The organism is Gordonia sp. L191, from assembly GCF_030077625.1.
Taxonomy (GTDB): Bacteria; Actinomycetota; Actinomycetes; order Mycobacteriales; family Mycobacteriaceae; genus Gordonia; species Gordonia polyisoprenivorans_A.
In genome coordinates this window covers 80913-99808 of record NZ_CP125996.1, presented here as the reverse complement: position 1 = coordinate 99808, position 18896 = coordinate 80913, and the positions used below count along the sequence as shown (strand labels likewise).

The following is an 18896-nucleotide window of genomic DNA, read 5'->3' as shown; positions in this document are numbered from 1 at the left end:
GGCTCAGAACCTTTCCGGGAAGATCAGCGCGACCATCAGGTAGACGGCCGTCACCACCGCGAGGGCCAGCAGGACGACGTTGATCACGCCGTCGGCGGTCATCGCCTGATCCTCACGTCGACGGCGCGCACGGCGAGCACGCACAACGCGAAGCCCACCAGTGCGGCGAGAACGTACAGGAAGTCAGCCACTCTCACTCCTCACACCGCAACCGTCGAGTCACCCGACGGCCATGCCGATGCACCGGCCGGCGGCCGGTGCGCAGGACAACTCTGCGCTCCCGATGCCGATCGGACGAAGCGCCTTAACGCGATCAATACGCGCGGGCAGGCAATGTTGACGCGACCTTCTCGCCGGCGGTCGCGACGGCCCGACTCGTCGATCATCACGCCATGACGCCGAGGGGATCCGAACAGTTCACGGCGCGCGTCAAGGACACGTCAAAATCCCAGCGCACGGCGTTGAGAACGTGTGAGAACCCCTTACCGCGCATCGAGCCGCGGATTAGACCTGAGGTCATGAGCAGCACAGCACCGCGGCGCATCGTCGCCGGCGACTATCGATGGGGATACGTGCAGATCGGTTATGCCCGCCAGTGGGTCCGTGACCGGATGGTGCTCTACCCGCCGGGGACCTCGGTCGAACAGCGCCGCTGGATGCGGGCGTGGCGCTGGCTTCCGGCGATCGTCGCGGCCATTGTCCTGGGCACGGCGTTCGTCTGCGGATACGTCAATTCCGCGCTCGTCGTCGCGTTTGCGGTGGCGATCGCGGTGTCGGTGGGGTTGGTGATCGTGGTCGCCGAACGCACCCGGAGCATCCGTACGGCATCGGTGTCCGTCGAGGGCTGGACGGGTCCCGACGCCGACCTGACGTCGCTGTCGAACATCGCGCTGATCCGGCGCATCTCCGCGCGACTACGCGATGCCGACTCCGACCTGCGCGACGGTCGGATCGACGAGGTGAAGTACGAGGTCATCTGGGCGAGCTGTCACACCGACATGGCGCAGATCCTGCGGCTGACCACCCCTGACAAGCCGGTGTTCGAGCGGCCGCGGTTCCGCAAGGCGAGCACCCAGACACCGGAGCGGCGCCACAGCTCGGCTCTCAGGCGACAGGCCTGATCGCGAACCCGATGGTGCCCGCTGATCCGCGACGCAGTTTGCTGCCGACGATCACGAGTCGGGCGAGTAGCCCATACTTTCCGACCAACAACTTCTTGGCGCGATCGGTGCCCGCCTCGTCGAGCAGCTCGGCGCGGCCCTCAACCGGATTGCCCTCCAACGTCTTTCCCATGCGATCACACGCCTGGACGACGACCTTCTGATTGCGGCGGAGACGTTTGATCTTCCACGAGTCGGCAGGCGTCCACATGAACATCTCGTTGCCCTCGGTGACGCCCCACAGCGGCGAGGACACCGGGGTGCCATCCTTGCGGTAGGTCGTCAGGAGGACGAACTTGGCGGTGGTGGCGGCGTCGAAGGGCGCGCCGGTGTTGCCGTGCGGGTCGCTGGTCACGGGTCCATCGTAGAGCTGCGCTCGCCGCGAACTTCGCAGAAGGTGCAAGTCATGTGGACGAAGGGCGTGTGGGCGTAAAAAGAAATGATGCACCGGGACAGCGATATGCGAGACGGGACCAACCCGTCACGAGAGGCGCTGCTCTCGGAGCGAGCACGCACCACAGCACTGATCGACGCACTGTCACAACGACTCTCGGCGGTCATCGAGGCGACCGCCGACGAGGCCGCCGACGACGAGCACGACCCCGAGGGCTCGACGCTCGCGGTGGAACGTGGCCAATTGGTGGCCCAGGTCGAGCGATCCCGGGCGCGTCTAGTCGAGATCGACGCAGCCCTCGAGCGCGTCGGCCACGGCGAGTACGGGCGGTGCGAGACTTGCGGCTCGCCGATCGGCGCAGAACGCCTGGACGTACTACCGGCCGCGCGGCAGTGCGTGGCCTGCGCGATGCGCAACCCGACCTCCCGGTGGTGACGCCACACCACCCGCGACAGCGCCCTCCCCACCCGCGACAGCGCCCTCCCCACCCGCGACAGCGCCCGAAATATCGCTCACAGCGCTCAATCGGCGCCATCCGGAGCGCTCTCGGCTCCACTGAGGGCGCCGTCGGCGACGTGACGAGCGCCGTCGCCGGCTTGGTGTTATCAAACCGTTATCCGCGTTGCTAATGCGTCGCGTTTGGTCACTGGCCGTGGTGGCAACCCGAGTCGATACATAGCGTCGAGACGCAGAGGTCAGACACCGGTGATTCGCCACCGAATCCACATCGGATGTCTGACCACCCGGCATCTAAGGAGTCCGATGAGCACACACGACGATGATCTCGACGTGCTGCTGACGCGTGTCGGCTCCGGCGATCAGGTGGCCTTCGGGCGGTTCTACGACCTCACCTCGGCACGCGTCTACGGCATGACCCGACGCGTGTTGCGCGACGCCGGGATGAGCGAGGAAGCCACCCAGGAGGTGTACCTCGCGGTGTGGCGCTCGGCGGATGGATTCGTGGTCGGCAACGGCTCGGCGATCAGCTGGCTGATGACCCTCGCGCATCGTCGCGCGGTGGATCGGGTGCGGTCGGAGACTGCTAGCCGACGCCGCACGATCGATTACGGCACAGCCGATCTCGGCTCGCGGGTCGAGCGCGACGTGGTCAGCGAACTCGCCGAGCGTCACGATACGAATCGCGAGATCCGATCGAGTCTGTCGGTCCTCACCCCACTGCAGCGCGAGTCGATCGAGCTCGCCTACTTCGAGGGGCTGACCTATCGGGAGGTGGCCGATCGTCTCGGCGTCGCGCTACCGACCGTCAAGTCTCGAATCCGCCAGGGACTCAAGCGACTTGCCCCACAGATGTCGGGCGTTGCGGCGTAGCAGCCGGCTCAATTATCAGCAGTCGGGGTGTTCTGGCCGGCGGTCACCCACCACCGTCCGTCCCGCTCGACCAGCACGTACATCGCCATCTCGGAGAATCCACCCCCACGTGCGTGGCGTCCGATCTGGGCAACCACCACTCCGGGCGCGATCATTGCGGCCTGCGCCACCGAGAAGTCCGACGGTGGCGCAACGGCTTGAGCGAACATCCGCTGATGAATCCCGTTCAAGGTGGAGAAACCTTGCAGTACCGCACCTTTGGGTGATCCCCAGAGAATGTCGGCGGCGAACATCGCGTCGTAGGCATCCGCGTCCGAGCGGTCCATTCCCAGCTGTAGCGCGGCGACGAGTTGATGCGCCACGTCGAGCGCCCCCGGATGGGCGGGCGCGAGGTACGGCCTATCACCGTGTTCGTCATGGCAACGACGGTAAGACCTCAAGCTCGATTGAAGTCAAGCCGTCGTGGCACGTCGCCCTACTGCACCTGACGCCACCAGCGTCGCGCCAGCCGGCGCACACCGCCGCCGTCACGGATCGGGATCTGCGTCACCCGAAGTGTGCCGAGCACCGGGATGCCGAGTCGCCGACGAAGGCGGAAGTCGATCATGTACGACCACAGCAAACCCAGCGCGAGTTGACGTCCGCCGACCCGGTCGAGCACGCGCATCCTTGCCAGCGCTCGGTCGAAGTTGCGTTGGTCGCGATCGGTCCAGTCCCATCCCATCAGCTCCCGGAATCGCGGCGGTAGGTTCGCGCGGGTCATGTATTGGTAGTGCTTGCCCAGCAACAGTGGGAACGGACGTCCGAGCGGGCCCCACGCCTCGAGAACGAACTCCATGTTCGACAGCGTCTCGAAGTCCCGCCTCACCTCTGCGGAGATGGACAGATGCTCTTCCATGCCGTCCCAGTACTGGGTGAACTCCGCCCACGTCTGCGGCCAGGACGCCGGACGCACGTTGACGCCGGTGGCCAGCGGCTCGCCGGCACGGACGAGGACGTCGAGCTCGGCGGTGGTCAGATCGCCGTAGAGGATCGTGTACTGGTCGAGATAGAAATGGAAAAGGCAGGCGGCGACCCACAATTGGAGGTCAGGACTGTTGCCGCTGTAACGCACCGGACTGTCCGGGGTGGAAACGACGGGTTTGTGCATCTGCGCGACCTCTGCGCGCAGCTGATTCTTCTCATCCTCGGTGCCGAGCAACGCCACCGCGAGATAGGTACCGGTGGTGCGCGTGCGCTTCATCGGATACCGCCGCGGGCTACCGGACACGACGCGACTCTCGTTGACGCCCGCACCGACCGGCGGCAACGACAGTTGCATGATGATGTTCGCGACGCCGCTGGTGAGACCCTCGACGGTGATCAGGTCGAGCATCGTCGTCGGATGTCGGCGGCCGACCGGCGCCGTTCGGGTCGTCGTTGCGCTCACCATGACCCAGCCCCTATCTGGATACAACTGTTACCAAATGTGACGCTACTCTCCACCCCGCCGTCGGTCAACGATCACCTCACGCCGGTCGCGGGTGTGCGGAGATCGCGGCATCAACGACCGGCCGGATCGCACAGTCGAACGCATGGTCGTTGACGAATCCGGCGGCCTGCATCAGCGCGAACATCGTCGTCGGCCCGACGAACCGCCACCCGAGCTTCTTGAGATCCTTCGACAGCGCCAGCGATTCGGGAGAGGTCGTCATCGAGCCCGGCACATGGTCGCGGTCGGGTGCGTACCGCCAGAAGAACGCCTCGAGGGAACCCTCGGCGTCGATGAGGTCCTCGGCGTGGCGTGCATTGTTGATCGACGCCTCGATCTTGCCGCGATGCCGGACGATGCCCGCGTCACCAAGAAGCCGCGCCACGTCGGCCTCACCGAAGCGGGCAACCGTCGGAATGTCGAAGCCACTGAACGCTTTCCGAAAGTTCTCCCGTTTGGTCAGGATGGTCCGCCAGCTCAGCCCGGACTGAAATCCCTCGAGACACACCCGCTCGAACAAGGCGGTATCCCCCGACAGCGGGAATCCCCATTCGGTGTCGTGGTAGGTGGTCTCGGGCTCCCGAGCCGCCCAGGTACAACGGGAGACCCCGTCGTCCCCGACGATCACATCCGACATTCCGCTCTCCTCGCGTTCCACCCGGCGAACGTACCTGTCGGGTCCGACAAATCGATCGTAGCCACCGAGAGGCCTGCGACTTTTCGGTATGGCACTGCCACTCTCAGCTCGAACACGCCGAGGATGATCGAGGCCCGCTCGACCGACAGTCGAGGTGTCCTTCTTATCGGTCGTCGAGATGCGCCTTCCCCCGATGGTCGAGGTGTCCTTCCTATCGGTGGTCGAGATGCGCCTTCCCCCGACGGTCGAGGTGTCCTTCCCATCGGTCGTCGAGATGCCCCTCCCCCCGACGGTCGAGGTGTCCTTCCCATCGGTCGTCGAGATGCCCCTTCCCCGATCGTCGAGGTGCGAGCCGCGTGCGGCGAGCCTCGAGACCCGGCGAGATAACAAGCATCGCAACCACATCCACTACCCACTCGACGTGATAGAGCGCCCGGTCGACGAAATTCCACGCCCACTCGACGAGTAGAAAGAGTTGTCCACAGATTTCTCGAGCCGAGCGATCGCCACGCCGGTTTTGTCGGTATCCCTTCGTACACTTGTTCTCATCAGGTCCGATAGCGGGAGGGGAGGTACTGGTGTCGAGTGTGTTGACGTTCACCGATCCGGATGCCGATGCTGCCGCGATCGCAGCGATGTCGCAGGATGAGCTCACCGAGACCGGCCCGGAGTTGTTGCGTCAATCGCGTAAGTACGAGGCCCGGACGGTGCTGGCTGCTGCCGCGTTGGCGGAGCGGGTGTTTCGTGAGCATCTGGCCGGGCGGCCTGAGACCGGTGTGTGGGGGTCGGTGGTCGAGCATGCTGAGAGACTCGGCCGGGCCGAGGTGTCGTTGCAGTTCAAGGTTTCCCGTAGCAAGGCCGGGAGTTGGGTGGCGTTGGCGGATCTGTTGGAGAAGTTCCCGCTCATCCGTGCCGCCTACCTAAACGGGGAACTCTCCACCAACCAGGCCTCGATCATGGCGCGCGCCGCCCAACGCGGCGGAGACATCGACACCACCGACAGCGACAGCGACAGCGTCGATGCCGGGGACGAGTCCGGGATGTCGTTCGAGGAGATCGTCCTGGACTACGGGTCCCGCGCCACCACCGACCCCGTGCTCTCGCAACAACTCGACGCCGCACTGATCTCGATGAACCCCGACAGTGTCATCGAGGACCGCGACACCATCACCGATCTGGTCGGTGAACGGACCTGCCGTAAGGACCCGCGCCGCGTGGGATCGCTGCGGGTGATCGCCCTCGGAGAGATCACCGGCGTGCCCGGAGCGCACCTCGACTGCGCATGCGGACAAGATGATTGCCCGAAACGAGGTAGCGGCACCGACAGCAACGGGTCGGCCGAAACACCCGCCGACGCCGACGACGCCGCAGCGTGGGACGACCTGTTCCCCGAACCTATCGACGCGGACGCTCCCGACGTCGAGTTGGTTGAGCTGGTGGAGCCGGTCATCGAACCCGAGATCCCGGACCCGATGGATGAGCCCACCCCGGATCAGGTACCGGTGGCGTTCGGGCGGGCCCTGGTCGTACCAGGCGCACCCGTACTGACGGTCCTGAAAGATCCCGACGGTGTGCTGGTGCCCCGGTTGCAGGGATACGGGCCCATCGACCCCGACTACGCCATCACCCTCGCCGAGATAGCGAAAACCATCCACTACCCCGAATCCGCTCGTGCTGCTGGAACGTTGATCCCGCATATCTCCGACCGCGCACAGACCCCACCAGCAGATCCCACCGGACACGGCGGCCACACCATGCCACCACCTGGGGCATTGACCTATGCACCCAGCGCCACACTGCGCGCTGAGGTGCTCGCCAACGACGCCTGGTGCCGATACCCCTACTGTGGCATGCCGTCACACCTGTGCGACCTCAACCACTGGCGACCCTTCAACCATGCCGACCCCGAGGCGGGAGGGTGGACGGTGCTCGGTGATCTGATCCCGCTGTGTCGGGCTGATCACCAGCGCAAGCACCTTGGGGAGTGGGTGCCGACGCTCCTTCTGGACCGGCGAGTGCAGTGGCGGAGACGACGGACGGGGCAGGTGATTGTCACATTCCCGCGGTGACGGTCTCTATGTCTGTGGGGTGGAACCAGCTGTGGCTCAACGGGTCTCGAGGCTCGGCGCACGCGCCTCGCACCTCGACCATCGGGGGGGAAAGTCCTCGACCACCAGGAAAGGGCGCCTCGACCATCTGAGGGAAAGGGCACCTCGGCCATCGGGGGAAGGTCCTCGACCACCGGGAGAGGCGTATCCGAAGACGAGAGATGGGCTGCCCCACCGCAGTGGGACAGCCCATCTCTTGGGCGAAATCAGCCGAGCACCAACGACTCTCCGTCAGCGCTGACGTTGACCGGAACGATGTCGCCGTCGCGGATGTCACCTGCCAGCAGGGCTCGGGCGAGTTGGTCGCCGATGGACTGCTGTACCAGACGCCGTAGCGGTCGGGCACCGTAGAGCGGGTCGAATCCGCGCTCGGCCAGCCATTCCTTGGCCTTCGGTGTGACCTGCAGTTCCAGTCGACGCTGCGCCAGCCGCTTCTGCAGCTGTCCCAGTTGGATGTCGACGATGGACACCAGTTCCTCGGGGCTCAGCGCATCGAAGATCACCACGTCGTCGAGACGATTGATGAACTCCGGCTTGAATGCCGCCCGCACCGCCGCCATCACGTGATCGGCGTCGCCGCCGGACCCCAGATTGGAGGTCAGGATCAGGATGGTGTTGCGGAAGTCGACTGTGCGGCCCTGGCCGTCGGTCAGGCGTCCTTCGTCGAGAACCTGCAGCAGGATGTCGAAGACGTCCGGGTGCGCCTTTTCGACCTCATCGAAGAGCACCACCGTGTACGGCCGACGACGCACCGCCTCGGTCAGCTGTCCGCCCTGCTCGTACCCGACGTAGCCCGGAGGGGCACCGACAAGTCGTGCCACGGCGTGCTTTTCGCCGTACTCACTCATGTCGATGCGCACCATCGCACGCTCGTCGTCGAACATGAACTCCGCCAACGCCTTGGCCAGCTCGGTCTTGCCGACGCCGGTCGGTCCGAGGAACAGGAACGATCCGAGCGGCCGGTTGGGGTCGGCAACTCCGGCGCGTGCACGACGCACCGCATCCGAGACCGCCACCACGGCGGCCTGCTGCCCGACGACCCGGTGCCCGAGTTCTTGTTCCATGCGAAGCAGTTTGGCGGTTTCTCCCTCGAGCATCTTGCCCGCGGGGATACCCGTCCACGCCGACACGACCTGCGCGACGTCGTCGGGACCAACCTCCTCTTGCAGCATCACGTCCTGGTCGGGATCGGTGCCGGTCTTCTCGATCGCGGCCTCGAGTTCCTTCTCCAGGCCCGGGATTCGGCCATACCGCAGCTCGGCGGCGCGTCCCAGATCACCGTCACGCTCGGCGCGATCAGCTTCTCCACGAAGGTTTTCCAGCTGTTCCTTGACGTCGCGGACGGCGTCGATGGCGGTCTTCTCCGACTGCCAGCGCGCCGAGAGCTCGTTGAGCTTCTCGCGCTGATCGGCCAGTTCCTGACGCAACTTCTCCAGCCGGTCCTTGCTCGCCTCGTCGTGCTCCTTCTCCAGCGCGACCTCTTCGACCTCGAGGCGTCGCACGACACGCTCGACCTCGTCGATCTCGACAGGGCGCGAGTCGATCTCCATCCGCAACCGCGAGGCGGCCTCGTCGACGAGGTCGATGGCCTTGTCGGGGAGGAATCGCGAGGTGATGTAGCGGTCGGAAAGCGTTGCCGCAGCGACCAATGCGGAGTCGGTGATACGCACGCCGTGGTGCACCTCGTAACGCTCCTTGAGGCCGCGCAGGATGCCGATGGCGTCCTCGACGCTCGGCTCCCCGACGTAGACCTGCTGGAAGCGGCGCTCGAGTGCGGCGTCCTTCTCGATGTACTTGCGGTACTCCTCGAGCGTGGTCGCACCGACCAGTCGCAGCTCGCCACGGGCCAGCATCGGCTTGATCATGTTGCCCGCGTCCATCGCGGATTCGCCGGTGGCACCGGCACCGACGATGGTGTGCAGCTCATCGATGAAGGTGATGACCTGACCGGCCGAACCCTTGATCTCGTCGAGCACGGCCTTGAGCCGCTCCTCGAACTCGCCGCGATACTTCGCGCCGGCGACCATCGAACCGAGGTCCAGCGAAATGACGGTCTTGTTGCGCAACGACTCCGGCACATCGCCCTCGACGATGCGCTGGGCGAGCCCCTCGACGATGGCGGTCTTGCCGACGCCGGGCTCACCGATGAGGACCGGGTTGTTCTTGGTCCGGCGGGAGAGCACCTGCACGACGCGACGGATCTCGGTGTCGCGGCCGATGACCGGGTCGAGTTTGCCCTCGCGGGCGGCCTTGGTCAGGTCGGTCGAGTACTTCTCCAGCGCCTGGTAGGTCGACTCCGGATCCTCGGAGGTCACGCGGGCGTTGCCGCGCACGGCGACGAAGGCCTCACGCAATGCCTGCGGTGTGGCACCGGCGTTGTGCAGCAGTTTGGCGACCTCGGAGTCGCCGGTCGCGAGGCCGACGACGAGGTGTTCGGTCGAGACGTATTCGTCGTTCAATTCGGTCGCGAGCTGCTGGGCGGCACTGACCGCGGCGATCGACTCGCGCGACAGTTGCGGCTGAGCGCTGGCGCTGGCCACCGTCGGCGCGCGATCGACCATGCCCTGGGCCTGCGTACGAACAGTCGACGGATCGACCCCCACCGCCTTGAGCAGCGGCGAGGCAATGCCGTCGGACTGGTCGAGCAGAGCGACCAGGATATGGGCGGGACGCACGTCGGGGTTACCAGCGGCGGCCGCCGCCTGCACCGCAGCGCTCAACGCCTGCTGTGTCTTGGTGGTCGGGGTGAAGCTGTCCACTTCGGGTGCACCTTTCTCTACGTTCTTAAGTCGGTACGGCTCAAGTATGGCCGTTCGACTCCTACAACGCGAGCAAGGTTGAGCGCATTCCGCTCAACTTATGCAATTTGGTGATCTGGGTCACATTCGCGGTTTTTGAGTGCCGACTTCACCGCTGCGTGTCCTGCAGGACACAAGTTCGCCGGGTCGACACACATTCGCGGCGATTCAGCCACCGCCCCCGGACTTACGCCTACGCATCCCCCACACCCTGATCACCGCGATGGCGACGACGCTGACCGCGGTGAACCACGGCAACCCGATCGCCACGATCAGCGGCACCGACAGCGCGGTGATCAAGCCGCCGCCGAGAAACGGCTCGTACGGCAGCTGTTTGTAGCCATAGGCATTCGCGGTCGAGGTCTCGCGTCGGGGATCGACCATGTCGGCGAGGACGAAGCCGGTCGCGACATTGCCCTGCGACTGCCCGAAGTCGGCGATGGCGTGCTCGAACCAATCCTCGCCGTGGAATCGACGCCCCAGCCAGATCAGGCAGACCACACTCCACCCAACACCGACGACGGTGAACACGACGATCGCCGGGACGTTGGAGCCGATGGTCGCCAGCGACATCGTGCCGATCGCACACACCAGCAAGACGTCGAGCGCGATCGACGAGATCCCTTCGACCGCACGCTTGTCGACCCGATGGGCCTGCCCGGTTCTCGTCACCACCCATTGCACGATGAACCCACCGATGACCGCCACCGGGAACAACGGCATCTTGTCGAGAATGTCGGAGCCGAGTGCGGAGACGATGGCGCGCGCTCCCCACAGGATTCCGACCGACACCAGGATCGTTACCCCGATCAGGGCGAAGGCGAGGGTGGTGGGGTGCAGACCGGTGTCGTTGGCGGGCTTGGCATCCGCCGGGACCACGTGGATGTCGTCGACGTCGTAGTTCTCGTCGGACCGGAGGGGCTCGCTGCGGCGCAGCGGTATTCGCGGATGACGAACCGCCCAGCGCACCAGCATCGATCCGACGACCACACCGGTCACCATGCTGATCGTCGCCAGGCCGAGCCCGATGTCGACGAGTTCGGGAGCGCCTTCATCGTCGAAGACCTGACCCATGCCCGCGATGGTGCCGTGACCGCCGGCAAACGACATCTCCAGCAGCGAACCAGCTTCGGCGGGTAGTCCGAAGATGGGAGTGAGGACCAGGAGCACCGCGAGACCGCCGAGAGCGAACTGTCCGAACGACAGGAACGCACCGAACAACGCGTGCGGTGCCGCGGCGTCCCACAGGGCCCGCGGGCTGGGCAGCGTCTTGCCGAGCATGATGGCCGCGAAGACCACGTTGATCATCAGTCCGGGGATCACCCGCCAGACCTCGATGACGTCCGAGGGGAACAACCCGTGGCTGTCGGTGAGCCGGCCGAGCACCTGAGGCCCGAGGATCAACACCAGAAATCCCGACACCACGCTCGCCGGGATGAACAAGGTGTGCAGGAATCCGACCTTCATGCGCACGATCCACCCGACGACGAGCACCGCGCCAAGGATGGCCAGCGACAGTCCGACGGTCTGGGCGTCACTGAGTTGTGCGAGCACTACCGCGCCCCCGATTCGGCTGCATGCATCGCCCCATCGTAGGCACCGACGTCGGTGGCGGACGTGTCGACACCGCTCTACGGATCTCTACGCCCGTCCGAACTTCTCCCGATACTCCCGCGGCCTCATGCCGGCGTATCGTGCGAACAGGTCCGAGAACGCGCCGCCATCCTGGTAGCCGACGGCACGGTGGATCTCGCCGAGGGTGCGGTCCGTGGTCGCCAGAAGGTGCTGCGCACGCCGGGTGCGGGCCCGCTGAAGGTGAGTCAGCGGCGACTCGCCGGTCTCGCGCTTGTAGTTCCGGAGCAGCGTTCTGGTACTCACCGAAAGTTGCGCCGCAAGGTCTTTGAGGCTGTAGGGCTCGGTGAGGTGACGCTCGAGGTGGCGTTGAACCTGCGCGGCGAACGACGCCCCGGCGGGCGGCAACAGCGCGGTGTCGACGTAGGGCGTCTGGCTGCTGCGGGCGTCATCGAGCAGCGCGATCCGCGCGGTGCGCCGCGCCACGTCGACGCCGTGGCGACTCTGAATGAGATCGATGACGAAGTCGTACATGGCACTGAACGCAGCGGTCGTGGTGACCCCGCCGTCGGTGACGACAAGTCTTTCCGCATCGACGACCGAGCGCGGAAAGGCTTGTTGCAGAGCATCCGCGAACAACCACGCCGTGGTGACCGTGCGGCCATCGAGTACGCCGGCCGCCCCGAGGAGGAATGCGCCGACACAGACCGAGACAACGGGTCGGCCATCGCGGACGTACCGGCCGATCATCTCGATCTCCGGCGCCAGATCGGCGAGTCTGCCCGAAACATTCTCCCCGGGAACGAATTCGAATCCGGGGATCACCACCACGTCGAGGTCGTCGCGGGCTGGGGACACATGCAGCGGAACGTCACCGGAGGCAACCACGCGCCTGCGTGGCGAGACGATCGAGGTCACCAGCGACGGCTCATGATGGTGTGCCCGGGCGACGTGGCCACCCATGGTGAGCACGTCGGTGATACCGAAGATCTCCGAGGCAAAACATCCCGGGTAGGCGAGGATGCCGACACGCGTCACGTCAACCATGTTCCCCCTCAACGGTTTCGGAGACTCCGACCAGGGCCGCGGTCAGGTGTGCCACGATCTCGTCTCGCGCCCGGATCGTCGGATGACCGGCCTCGTCGACGAGGTGGGCGGTCACCACGCTGTGCGGCGTGCCGACGACGTCGGCGAAGAACGGCGGCGGACTCGGATTCGCCGACGACCCCGGCAGCACGCGCCCATCGAAGCGGTCGCCGAGCAGCTCGGTATAGGCGGCGAATCGTGCTGCGGTACACCACCGATCGGTGTCGAACCGATACCCGATCACCCGCAGGTCGTCGGCGTCGAGCCGGCGACGCAGGGCGTGGCCGTCGGCCTCGGACAATTCGAGACCACCCGGGTCGTCGAGCGGCAGTGACGGGTGATTGACGACGGCAGCGACGACCGACTCGTCGAGCATCATCGTGAGGGCGAAGTTGCCGGTGAAACACAGCCCGACAGCGCCTATACCCGGCCCACCGCATTCGGCATGTGCCACCCGCGCGAGCGCGCGCAGCGTCGTCGCGATCGGACTCGTACCGCCACCGGCGAAGGCACGGAACTCCCGGCTCACGCACGCCCGCTTCATGATCGCCGTGCCCGTCTCGGTCCGCGGGTACGCTCCGTCCACCCCGAACAACGACGGCAGGAAGACGGTCAGTCCGGCGTCGCGTATCCACCGACCGAACCGCAGCACGTCGGGGCTGATGCCCGGCATCTCCGGCATCAACACCACCGCAGGGCCCCTGCCCGAGGTCCACACCGTCAGTTCGTCGCCGTCGAGATCGAGGCGGCGAGCAGTGAAATCGGTCATCGGATCATCGGTCGCGGAGGTCGGGGTCATGTCCTCAATGCTCGGTCATCACCAGGTCACGACGACAGTGGCGAGATCGCCACATTTTGGGGTGATCCCGCCACGATACATGCAGGCCATGGACAATGGAGCACATGTCCGACGCCGACCTCCACTTCTATTTCGACCCCGTGTGCCCGTTCGCCTGGATGACCGGTAACTGGGTGCGACAAGTGCAAGCGCAACGGAGCTATTCGGTGGACTGGCGGTTCATCTCTCTACGCCAACTCAACGCGCACATCGACTATGCGGCCCACTTCCCGCCGGAGTACGAGGCCGGGCACACCGCCGGTCTGCGCCTGCTCCGCGTGTGCGCGAGCGTCCGACGTGAACACGGGCGCGAGCTGATGAATCCGCTGTATCAAGCCTTCGGTAGACGAATCTTCGACGAGCACACCGGCACCTACCTCATCGAGGGCCGCGATGTACGGGGCACCGAGGACTTCCTGCGGCCCGTCCTGACCGAACTCGGGCTTCCCGCACACTATGTCGCGGCCCTCGACGACACCTCACTCGATGCCGAGATCCAGGCCGAGACCGACGAGGCCCTCGCATTGACCGGACGCGACGTCGGCACGCCGATCATCCATGTCGAACCGCCCACGGGTGTCGCCTTTTTCGGTCCGGTCATCAGCCGCCTGCCCGACGACGCCGACGCCCTCGAGTTGTGGGATCACGTGGTCGGCCTCGCTCGATTCCCGGGCTTCGCCGAGCTCAAGCGCAGCCTCCGAGAAAAGCCACAGCTCAAGAGTTTCGGTGTCGACGTCGACGCCGTCGGCGAACAAGAGGACTGGCACGGCGGGTCTCGGCGGACCAAGCATTGACGGGCTGGTTACTGTTTCCTCATGACGACCGACTGGCGAGCAGCCCGCGCCGACGAGGTGCGCACCCTGATCCTGCAGGCCGACCCCGACATCGGCGAAGAGATCAAGTGGCGCAAGCCCTCCAATCCCGATGGCGTACCGACATTCTCGCTCGACGGACTGGTCTGCACCCTGGAGACCTACAAGGACAAGATCAAGGTCACCTTTGCGCAGGGGGCTTCGCTGCCCGACCCGGGACAGGTCTTCAACGCAAGCCTGACCGCCGGCACCCGCCGGGCCGTCGACATCAAGGAGAACGATCAACTCGACGCCGACGCGTTCGTCGAACTGATCCGCGCGGCGGTGGCCCACAACCGGAAGTAGATCGTCCCCACCCGTGTTCCTCCGACCTTCCTACACAGGGTAGCCTTAGCTAATTCTGAGGGAAGGCATGGTCGTGATCGAGGCCGCAGCACCCCCGGTGCCGTTTATCGACTCCGGCGCATTGATGACGATGCTGCTCGCCCTCGCCGTGCTGCTGGGCTCGGCGATCGCGCTGGGTTGGCTCGCCCGGCGCATCGGCTTGCCCGCGGTGGTCGGCGAGATCCTCGCCGGCGTCATCCTGGGCCCGTCGATCCTCGGACAGGCATGGCCGTGGCTGCAGCACACTCTCTTTCCCACCGATGCTGCCCGCCTGAACCTGATCGACGCCATCGGTCAACTCGGCGTCATCCTGCTCGTCGGTTTGGCCGGCGCCGAACTCGACCTCGCGTTCGTGCGGCGCCGCACCAGCGTGGTGACCTCTGTGGGGGTGTTCGCGTTCGTCGTTCCACTCGGCGCGGGCATCGGGGCCGGATTCCTCATCCCCGCGAGTATGCGCACCGACGACGTCTCCCCGACGGTGCTGGCGTTGCTGCTCGGGACGGCGTTGTCGGTCAGCGCCATCCCGGGGATCGCGAAGATTCTCACCGAGATGGGGCTGTTGCACCGCAACATCGGCCAGTTGATCCTGGTCGTCGGCAGCACCAACGACGCCCTCGCCTGGGTCCTGCTGTCGGTGACGTCATCGATGGCGACCGTCGGGCTGCGCAGCGGCAACGTCGCGGCAGCACTCATCGCGACCGTCGGCGCGATCGGGGTTGCGGTATTCGTCCTCAAACCCCTCATCCGGCCGCTGCTGGACAAACTTGAGAACACCGAGGCGGCAACGGGATATCTCGTCCCGATCTGCGCCACCCTCGTCGTCGCATGCGCCGCCGTCACCCAGGCATTGAACCTCGAGGCGATCCTGGGCGCCTTCCTCGCCGGCGTGGTGATCGGTCCGCGCCGACCCGCCCTCATCGAGCCGCTGCGCCTGGTCACGATGACGGTGCTCGCACCGATCTTCCTCGCGACCGCCGGTCTGCGGGTGGACCTGCGCCTACTGGGCGACCCGACGGTCGCTCTCACCGCGGCGGCACTCCTGATACTCGCCGTCACGTCCAAGTTCGCCGGCGCCTACATCGGCGCCCGCCTGGTGCGGCAAACCCGTTGGGAATCTGTGGCATTGGGATCGGGACTGAACACCCGAGGTGCCGTGGAGATCGTCATCGCGATGACCGGATTGCGCATCGGGGTGTTCTCGGCCGGCGTCTACACGGTGATCGTGCTGATCGCCATCGTCACGTCCGTGATGGCACCGCCGATGCTCAAATACGCGATGTCCCGGATCAGCAGTACCGAAGAAGAACACGTCCGCGAGGCACTGCGGAGTGCCTGAGTGCCGAATGAGTCTCGTGGAGTCGTTCGCAGCGCGCAAGACGGGCCGGTTTGCCGATGTCGTTGTGGTGTAGGCGGACAAGATGTGGGAATTCAGCGAGCCGCCGCCTGCTCCGCCACCTCCGTGCCCTCAGCGTCCGCCATCGGCTGTAGCCACATAGGCTGATACAAGCCCAACCAAGCGATGACCGGGTCAACCACCATCGGCACGACAAGGACTGACGCCAGGGCGATAGCGACCGAGGCCAGGACATCGGTAAGCCAATACGCGCCCAGATAGCGTCGTGACGCAGCGACGGCAGCGGTCACGAGCGTGGCAGCAGCGAATGCCGCATTCCGGGCACCACCGGTCGCAGTCGCGGCCATCAGGCCCAGAGCCACCACCATCCGCACGTGAGCACTCATGCCGCCACCGTGCCCGGGTATCGCTGAGGAATCACTGGAGGGCGATCGACAACCCCACGTGGTGGCCAGCCGTATCCAAAATTTGTTGTGCAGCAATCCATCAGGATCACGTGGCGGACGGCGGAGCAGACCGCAGCGCCTCGGCGGAGAAGGAACTATCCGCGCAGAGCGGTGTCGACGATCACGGCGACGGCAGCGATCGATGCCAATCCGGCTGGTCCAAACGACCACTGGGCTGATGCCACCAGGGCTCCCACCGCGAGGCCGACCTGCGCAGCCGCTCCGAGTTGCGCCGCGCGGCCCATCGACAACGTCCCGGCCGTATCCATGCTTCGTGAATTCATCAGCGGGAAGACCACACCGACACCCAGACCGAGCGGAATGGTTGCGAGCAACAACCACTGCGTGGAACCGAGTACGCAGGCCCACCAGGTGATCACCACCCCGCCGATGGCCAGTGCCATCGCGCCAACGGCGGGCACTCCGCCGCGGGCACGATCAGAGGACCGCGCCACCATCACCGTGCCGATCGCGGCGGCGGCATTGAGCGGCAAGAAGCCCATACCCGTCATCGCCGTCGACCATCCCCGATCGGCCTGCAGCGTGAAACTCGCGGTGATCACCGCAGCCGTAAGCAGCGCGTTAGTGGCCACGACAGCACTCATCGCCACCATCGTTGTCAGATCGATACCCGCCCGCGGCACCTGATCACCGACGTCTCCCGGAGTTGATGCCCCGGTGCGCGCCAAGAGCACCCACCACAGGGCGCAGACCGCCGCCGCGGCGCCAATCCCCCAGAAACACCCGCGCCACGACACGTCGGCGATCGGCCCCACCACGAGCAGGGCCGCGAGCGCCCCCGAGCCCGACAGCAGTGAGAACCCGGCAAACGCCCGCATGCGGCGAGGGTCCGCGCGGGTTGCCGCGTGCAACGCGGCCAACACCCCGGTGGTCACCATCGCGGCCGAGAAACCCTGCACTGCACGAGTCACGACGAGTTGCGCCGTCGTGACCGCACATCCACCGGCCACCGCGCTCACAGCGAACAGCATCACGGTCGGCGCGAGTGTCCGCCCGGGGACCACCCGGCGCAGCAGGAGTCCGGCCACCGGGAGCCCGCACACGAACGCGCAGGCGAACGGCGTGATGAGAACCTGACGGGCCGAGGACCCCAGGGACAGATCACGCGCGATCACCGGCGCCACCAGCCCCACCGTGGTCTCGTCGACGACGATCACGAATTGGACACAGGCCAGGATCGAGACGGCGACGAGCAGGTGTCCCCTCCAGCGCCGCGCCATCGCCTTCTCCCGCCGAGTCGGGTCCCGGTCGACACCGTCGACCGACACATGTGCTTACTATGGCAGAACTCGCGGCAGCCGGACTCCGTCCACCAGCCCGGCAACCGGTCCACCTCGGTTGCCCCTCCGGCTCAGTCGCCAACCGCAATGGAGCCCGTAATGTCTTACGCTGCCCTCAGATCCACCCTCGTAGCCACTATCGTCGTCATGATCGGCGCCCTCGGCGCCTGCGCGTTGACGGTCGCAGGCGACGCGACGGCCGACACGCTCACCGGTGTGCGCTACGCGCGGGCCACGGCGGGCCAGCCGTTCCGCGAAACCGCCACATCGCCGAGGAACTCCGTGGTCTCGGTGTGGTCGGGGTCCATGGCCACCCAGGTTCCGCTACTCGTCCAGTCGCCGGCCGACGGCAACCCCGCGGCACCGGTGGTCTACCTGCTCAACGGTTCGACCGGTGGCGAGCAAGGCGATGACTGGACTCATGCCACCGACGCGAATGCCTTCTTCGCGGGTAAGAACGTCTGGACGGTGACGCCGATCGGGGGAGCGGCGAGCTACTACGCCGATTGGCGGCACGTTGACCCGGCCGCGAACTTTCGATTCGGAGTGACAAGTGATCGCCCACTGCGGTGGGAGACCTTCCTAACCTCCGAGTTGCCGAGGATGTTCGAAACGAGACACGGCGGTCGGACCGGAGCCGCACGGGCCCGCGCGATCGCGGGAATCTCCATGTCGGGCACCGCGGTCATCCGACTCGCCGAGAATCACCCGGGGCTGTATCGGGCGGTCGGTTCGTACTCGGGCTGCGCCGATACCGCGTCACCAGCCGGTAACGCGATCGCACGCTCCGTAGCCTTCCTGCCCGGTGGGGCCGACGCATCCAACATGTACGGACCACCCGGGGACCCGGAATGGGCTGCGCAAGACCCCGTGATCAACGCCAACAAGCTGGCCAGGTACACACCTGCGCTGTGGATCAGCGCTGCCTCGGGACTGCCCGGACCCCACGACACACCGGCCGATCGCCGGATCGCCGGCAACGTCGGCGCCCTGGCCGACCAGATCGCGGTCGGCGGACTCGACGAAGCCGCATCACGCGCATGCACCGCAACACTCGTCCGCCGGCTCGCTGAACTCAAGATCCCCGCGCACGTCCGTTTTCCCGGCACGGGCACGCATTCCTGGGGCTATTGGCAGGATCAGTTGCACCAGTCCTGGCCGGTGTTCGCTCGCGCACTGGGCATCTGACCCCTTGGACCGGTCCTG

The 18896-nt window shown here is 66.0% G+C and carries 19 protein-coding genes; 8 read left to right on the top strand and 11 right to left on the bottom strand.

All coding sequences use genetic code 11. From position 1 onward, the window contains the following. Positions 1-3: 3 nt before the first annotated feature. Complete coding sequence (locus QNM97_RS00490; RefSeq protein ID WP_020169933.1) at positions 4-102, bottom strand: potassium-transporting ATPase subunit F; 99 nt, start codon at positions 100-102, stop codon at positions 4-6. Between the two features lie 416 nt (positions 103-518). On the opposite strand from QNM97_RS00490, the gene QNM97_RS00485 reads away from it, so the two are divergent. Then, complete coding sequence (locus QNM97_RS00485; RefSeq protein WP_283821113.1) at positions 519-1121, top strand: DUF6611 family protein; 603 nt, start codon at positions 519-521, stop codon at positions 1119-1121. On the opposite strand, the gene QNM97_RS00480 is transcribed toward QNM97_RS00485, so the two are convergent. Beyond that, positions 1105-1515 (bottom strand): PPOX class F420-dependent oxidoreductase, encoded by a 411-nt coding sequence (locus tag QNM97_RS00480; RefSeq protein ID WP_208792822.1) that lies wholly within the window; start codon positions 1513-1515, stop codon positions 1105-1107. The two genes, QNM97_RS00485 and QNM97_RS00480, sit on opposite strands and share 17 nt — an antisense overlap. An 87-nt stretch (positions 1516-1602) precedes the next feature. On the opposite strand from QNM97_RS00480, the gene QNM97_RS00475 reads away from it, so the two are divergent. Together QNM97_RS00475 and sigK are read left to right on the top strand one after the other, a co-directional pair. Beyond that, on the top strand, positions 1603-1989 hold the full coding sequence (locus tag QNM97_RS00475) for a TraR/DksA family transcriptional regulator (protein WP_283821112.1): 387 nt from the start codon (positions 1603-1605) through the stop codon (positions 1987-1989). A 327-nt stretch (positions 1990-2316) separates the two neighbouring features. Beyond that, positions 2317-2883: an ECF RNA polymerase sigma factor SigK gene (sigK, locus tag QNM97_RS00470; protein ID WP_283821111.1), complete on the top strand. Its 567-nt coding sequence runs from the start codon at positions 2317-2319 to the stop codon at positions 2881-2883. 8 nt (positions 2884-2891) lie between these two features. Here sigK and QNM97_RS00465 read toward each other — a convergent pair whose 3' ends face one another. From QNM97_RS00465 to QNM97_RS00455, 3 genes are all read right to left on the bottom strand, one after another. Further along, a complete protein-coding gene (locus QNM97_RS00465; RefSeq protein ID WP_283821110.1) occupies positions 2892-3245 on the bottom strand; it encodes a nuclear transport factor 2 family protein in 354 nt (117 codons plus the stop codon). Between the two features lie 113 nt (positions 3246-3358). Next, positions 3359-4315 carry an oxygenase MpaB family protein gene (locus QNM97_RS00460; protein WP_283821109.1) on the bottom strand — a complete coding sequence of 319 codons (957 nt, stop codon included), beginning with the start codon at positions 4313-4315 and terminating at the stop codon, positions 3359-3361. 76 nt (positions 4316-4391) lie between these two features. Further along, positions 4392-4991: a DNA-3-methyladenine glycosylase I gene (locus QNM97_RS00455; RefSeq protein ID WP_283821108.1), complete on the bottom strand. Its 600-nt coding sequence runs from the start codon at positions 4989-4991 to the stop codon at positions 4392-4394. A gap of 578 nt (positions 4992-5569) precedes the next feature. On the opposite strand from QNM97_RS00455, the gene QNM97_RS00450 reads away from it, so the two are divergent. Continuing rightward, entirely contained in the window at positions 5570-7060 is a 1491-nt protein-coding gene (locus QNM97_RS00450) for an HNH endonuclease signature motif containing protein (protein WP_283821107.1), read from the top strand. Positions 7061-7305: 245 nt separating this feature from the next. Here the strand turns inward: QNM97_RS00450 and clpB are convergent, their stop codons facing one another. The 4 genes from clpB to QNM97_RS00430 all read right to left on the bottom strand — a co-directional run bounded on the left by clpB (position 7306) and on the right by QNM97_RS00430 (position 13354). After that, positions 7306-9858: an ATP-dependent chaperone ClpB gene (gene clpB, locus QNM97_RS00445; protein ID WP_208792829.1), complete on the bottom strand. Its 2553-nt coding sequence runs from the start codon at positions 9856-9858 to the stop codon at positions 7306-7308. A 207-nt stretch (positions 9859-10065) separates the two neighbouring features. After that, a complete protein-coding gene (locus QNM97_RS00440; RefSeq protein WP_283821106.1) occupies positions 10066-11451 on the bottom strand; it encodes a sodium/glutamate symporter in 1386 nt (461 codons plus the stop codon). 87 nt (positions 11452-11538) lie between these two features. Further along, positions 11539-12516, bottom strand: a complete 978-nt coding sequence (locus QNM97_RS00435; protein WP_283821105.1) for a GlxA family transcriptional regulator — start codon at positions 12514-12516, stop codon at positions 11539-11541. Continuing rightward, entirely contained in the window at positions 12509-13354 is an 846-nt protein-coding gene (locus QNM97_RS00430) for a dienelactone hydrolase family protein (RefSeq protein WP_283821104.1), read from the bottom strand. The genes QNM97_RS00435 and QNM97_RS00430 overlap by 8 nt, the downstream gene beginning before the upstream one ends. Before the next feature lie 104 nt (positions 13355-13458). Between QNM97_RS00430 and QNM97_RS00425 the strand changes: the two genes are divergently transcribed. The 3 genes from QNM97_RS00425 to QNM97_RS00415 all read left to right on the top strand — a co-directional run bounded on the left by QNM97_RS00425 (position 13459) and on the right by QNM97_RS00415 (position 15925). Beyond that, positions 13459-14187, top strand: a complete 729-nt coding sequence (locus tag QNM97_RS00425; RefSeq protein ID WP_283821103.1) for a mycothiol-dependent nitroreductase Rv2466c family protein — start codon at positions 13459-13461, stop codon at positions 14185-14187. Between the two features lie 21 nt (positions 14188-14208). Then, entirely contained in the window at positions 14209-14550 is a 342-nt protein-coding gene (locus QNM97_RS00420) for a DUF1801 domain-containing protein (RefSeq protein WP_283821102.1), read from the top strand. Positions 14551-14617: 67 nt separating this feature from the next. Beyond that, a complete protein-coding gene (locus QNM97_RS00415; protein ID WP_283821101.1) occupies positions 14618-15925 on the top strand; it encodes a cation:proton antiporter in 1308 nt (435 codons plus the stop codon). 92 nt (positions 15926-16017) lie between these two features. On the opposite strand, the gene QNM97_RS00410 is transcribed toward QNM97_RS00415, so the two are convergent. Together QNM97_RS00410 and QNM97_RS00405 are read right to left on the bottom strand one after the other, a co-directional pair. Further along, complete coding sequence (locus tag QNM97_RS00410; RefSeq protein ID WP_283821100.1) at positions 16018-16329, bottom strand: hypothetical protein; 312 nt, start codon at positions 16327-16329, stop codon at positions 16018-16020. A gap of 155 nt (positions 16330-16484) precedes the next feature. After that, complete coding sequence (locus QNM97_RS00405) at positions 16485-17678, bottom strand: MFS transporter (RefSeq protein WP_283821099.1); 1194 nt, start codon at positions 17676-17678, stop codon at positions 16485-16487. A gap of 159 nt (positions 17679-17837) precedes the next feature. On the opposite strand from QNM97_RS00405, the gene QNM97_RS00400 reads away from it, so the two are divergent. Continuing rightward, positions 17838-18878, top strand: coding sequence for an alpha/beta hydrolase (locus tag QNM97_RS00400; protein ID WP_283821098.1), 1041 nt, complete (start codon positions 17838-17840; stop codon positions 18876-18878). Positions 18879-18896 lie beyond the last annotated feature (18 nt).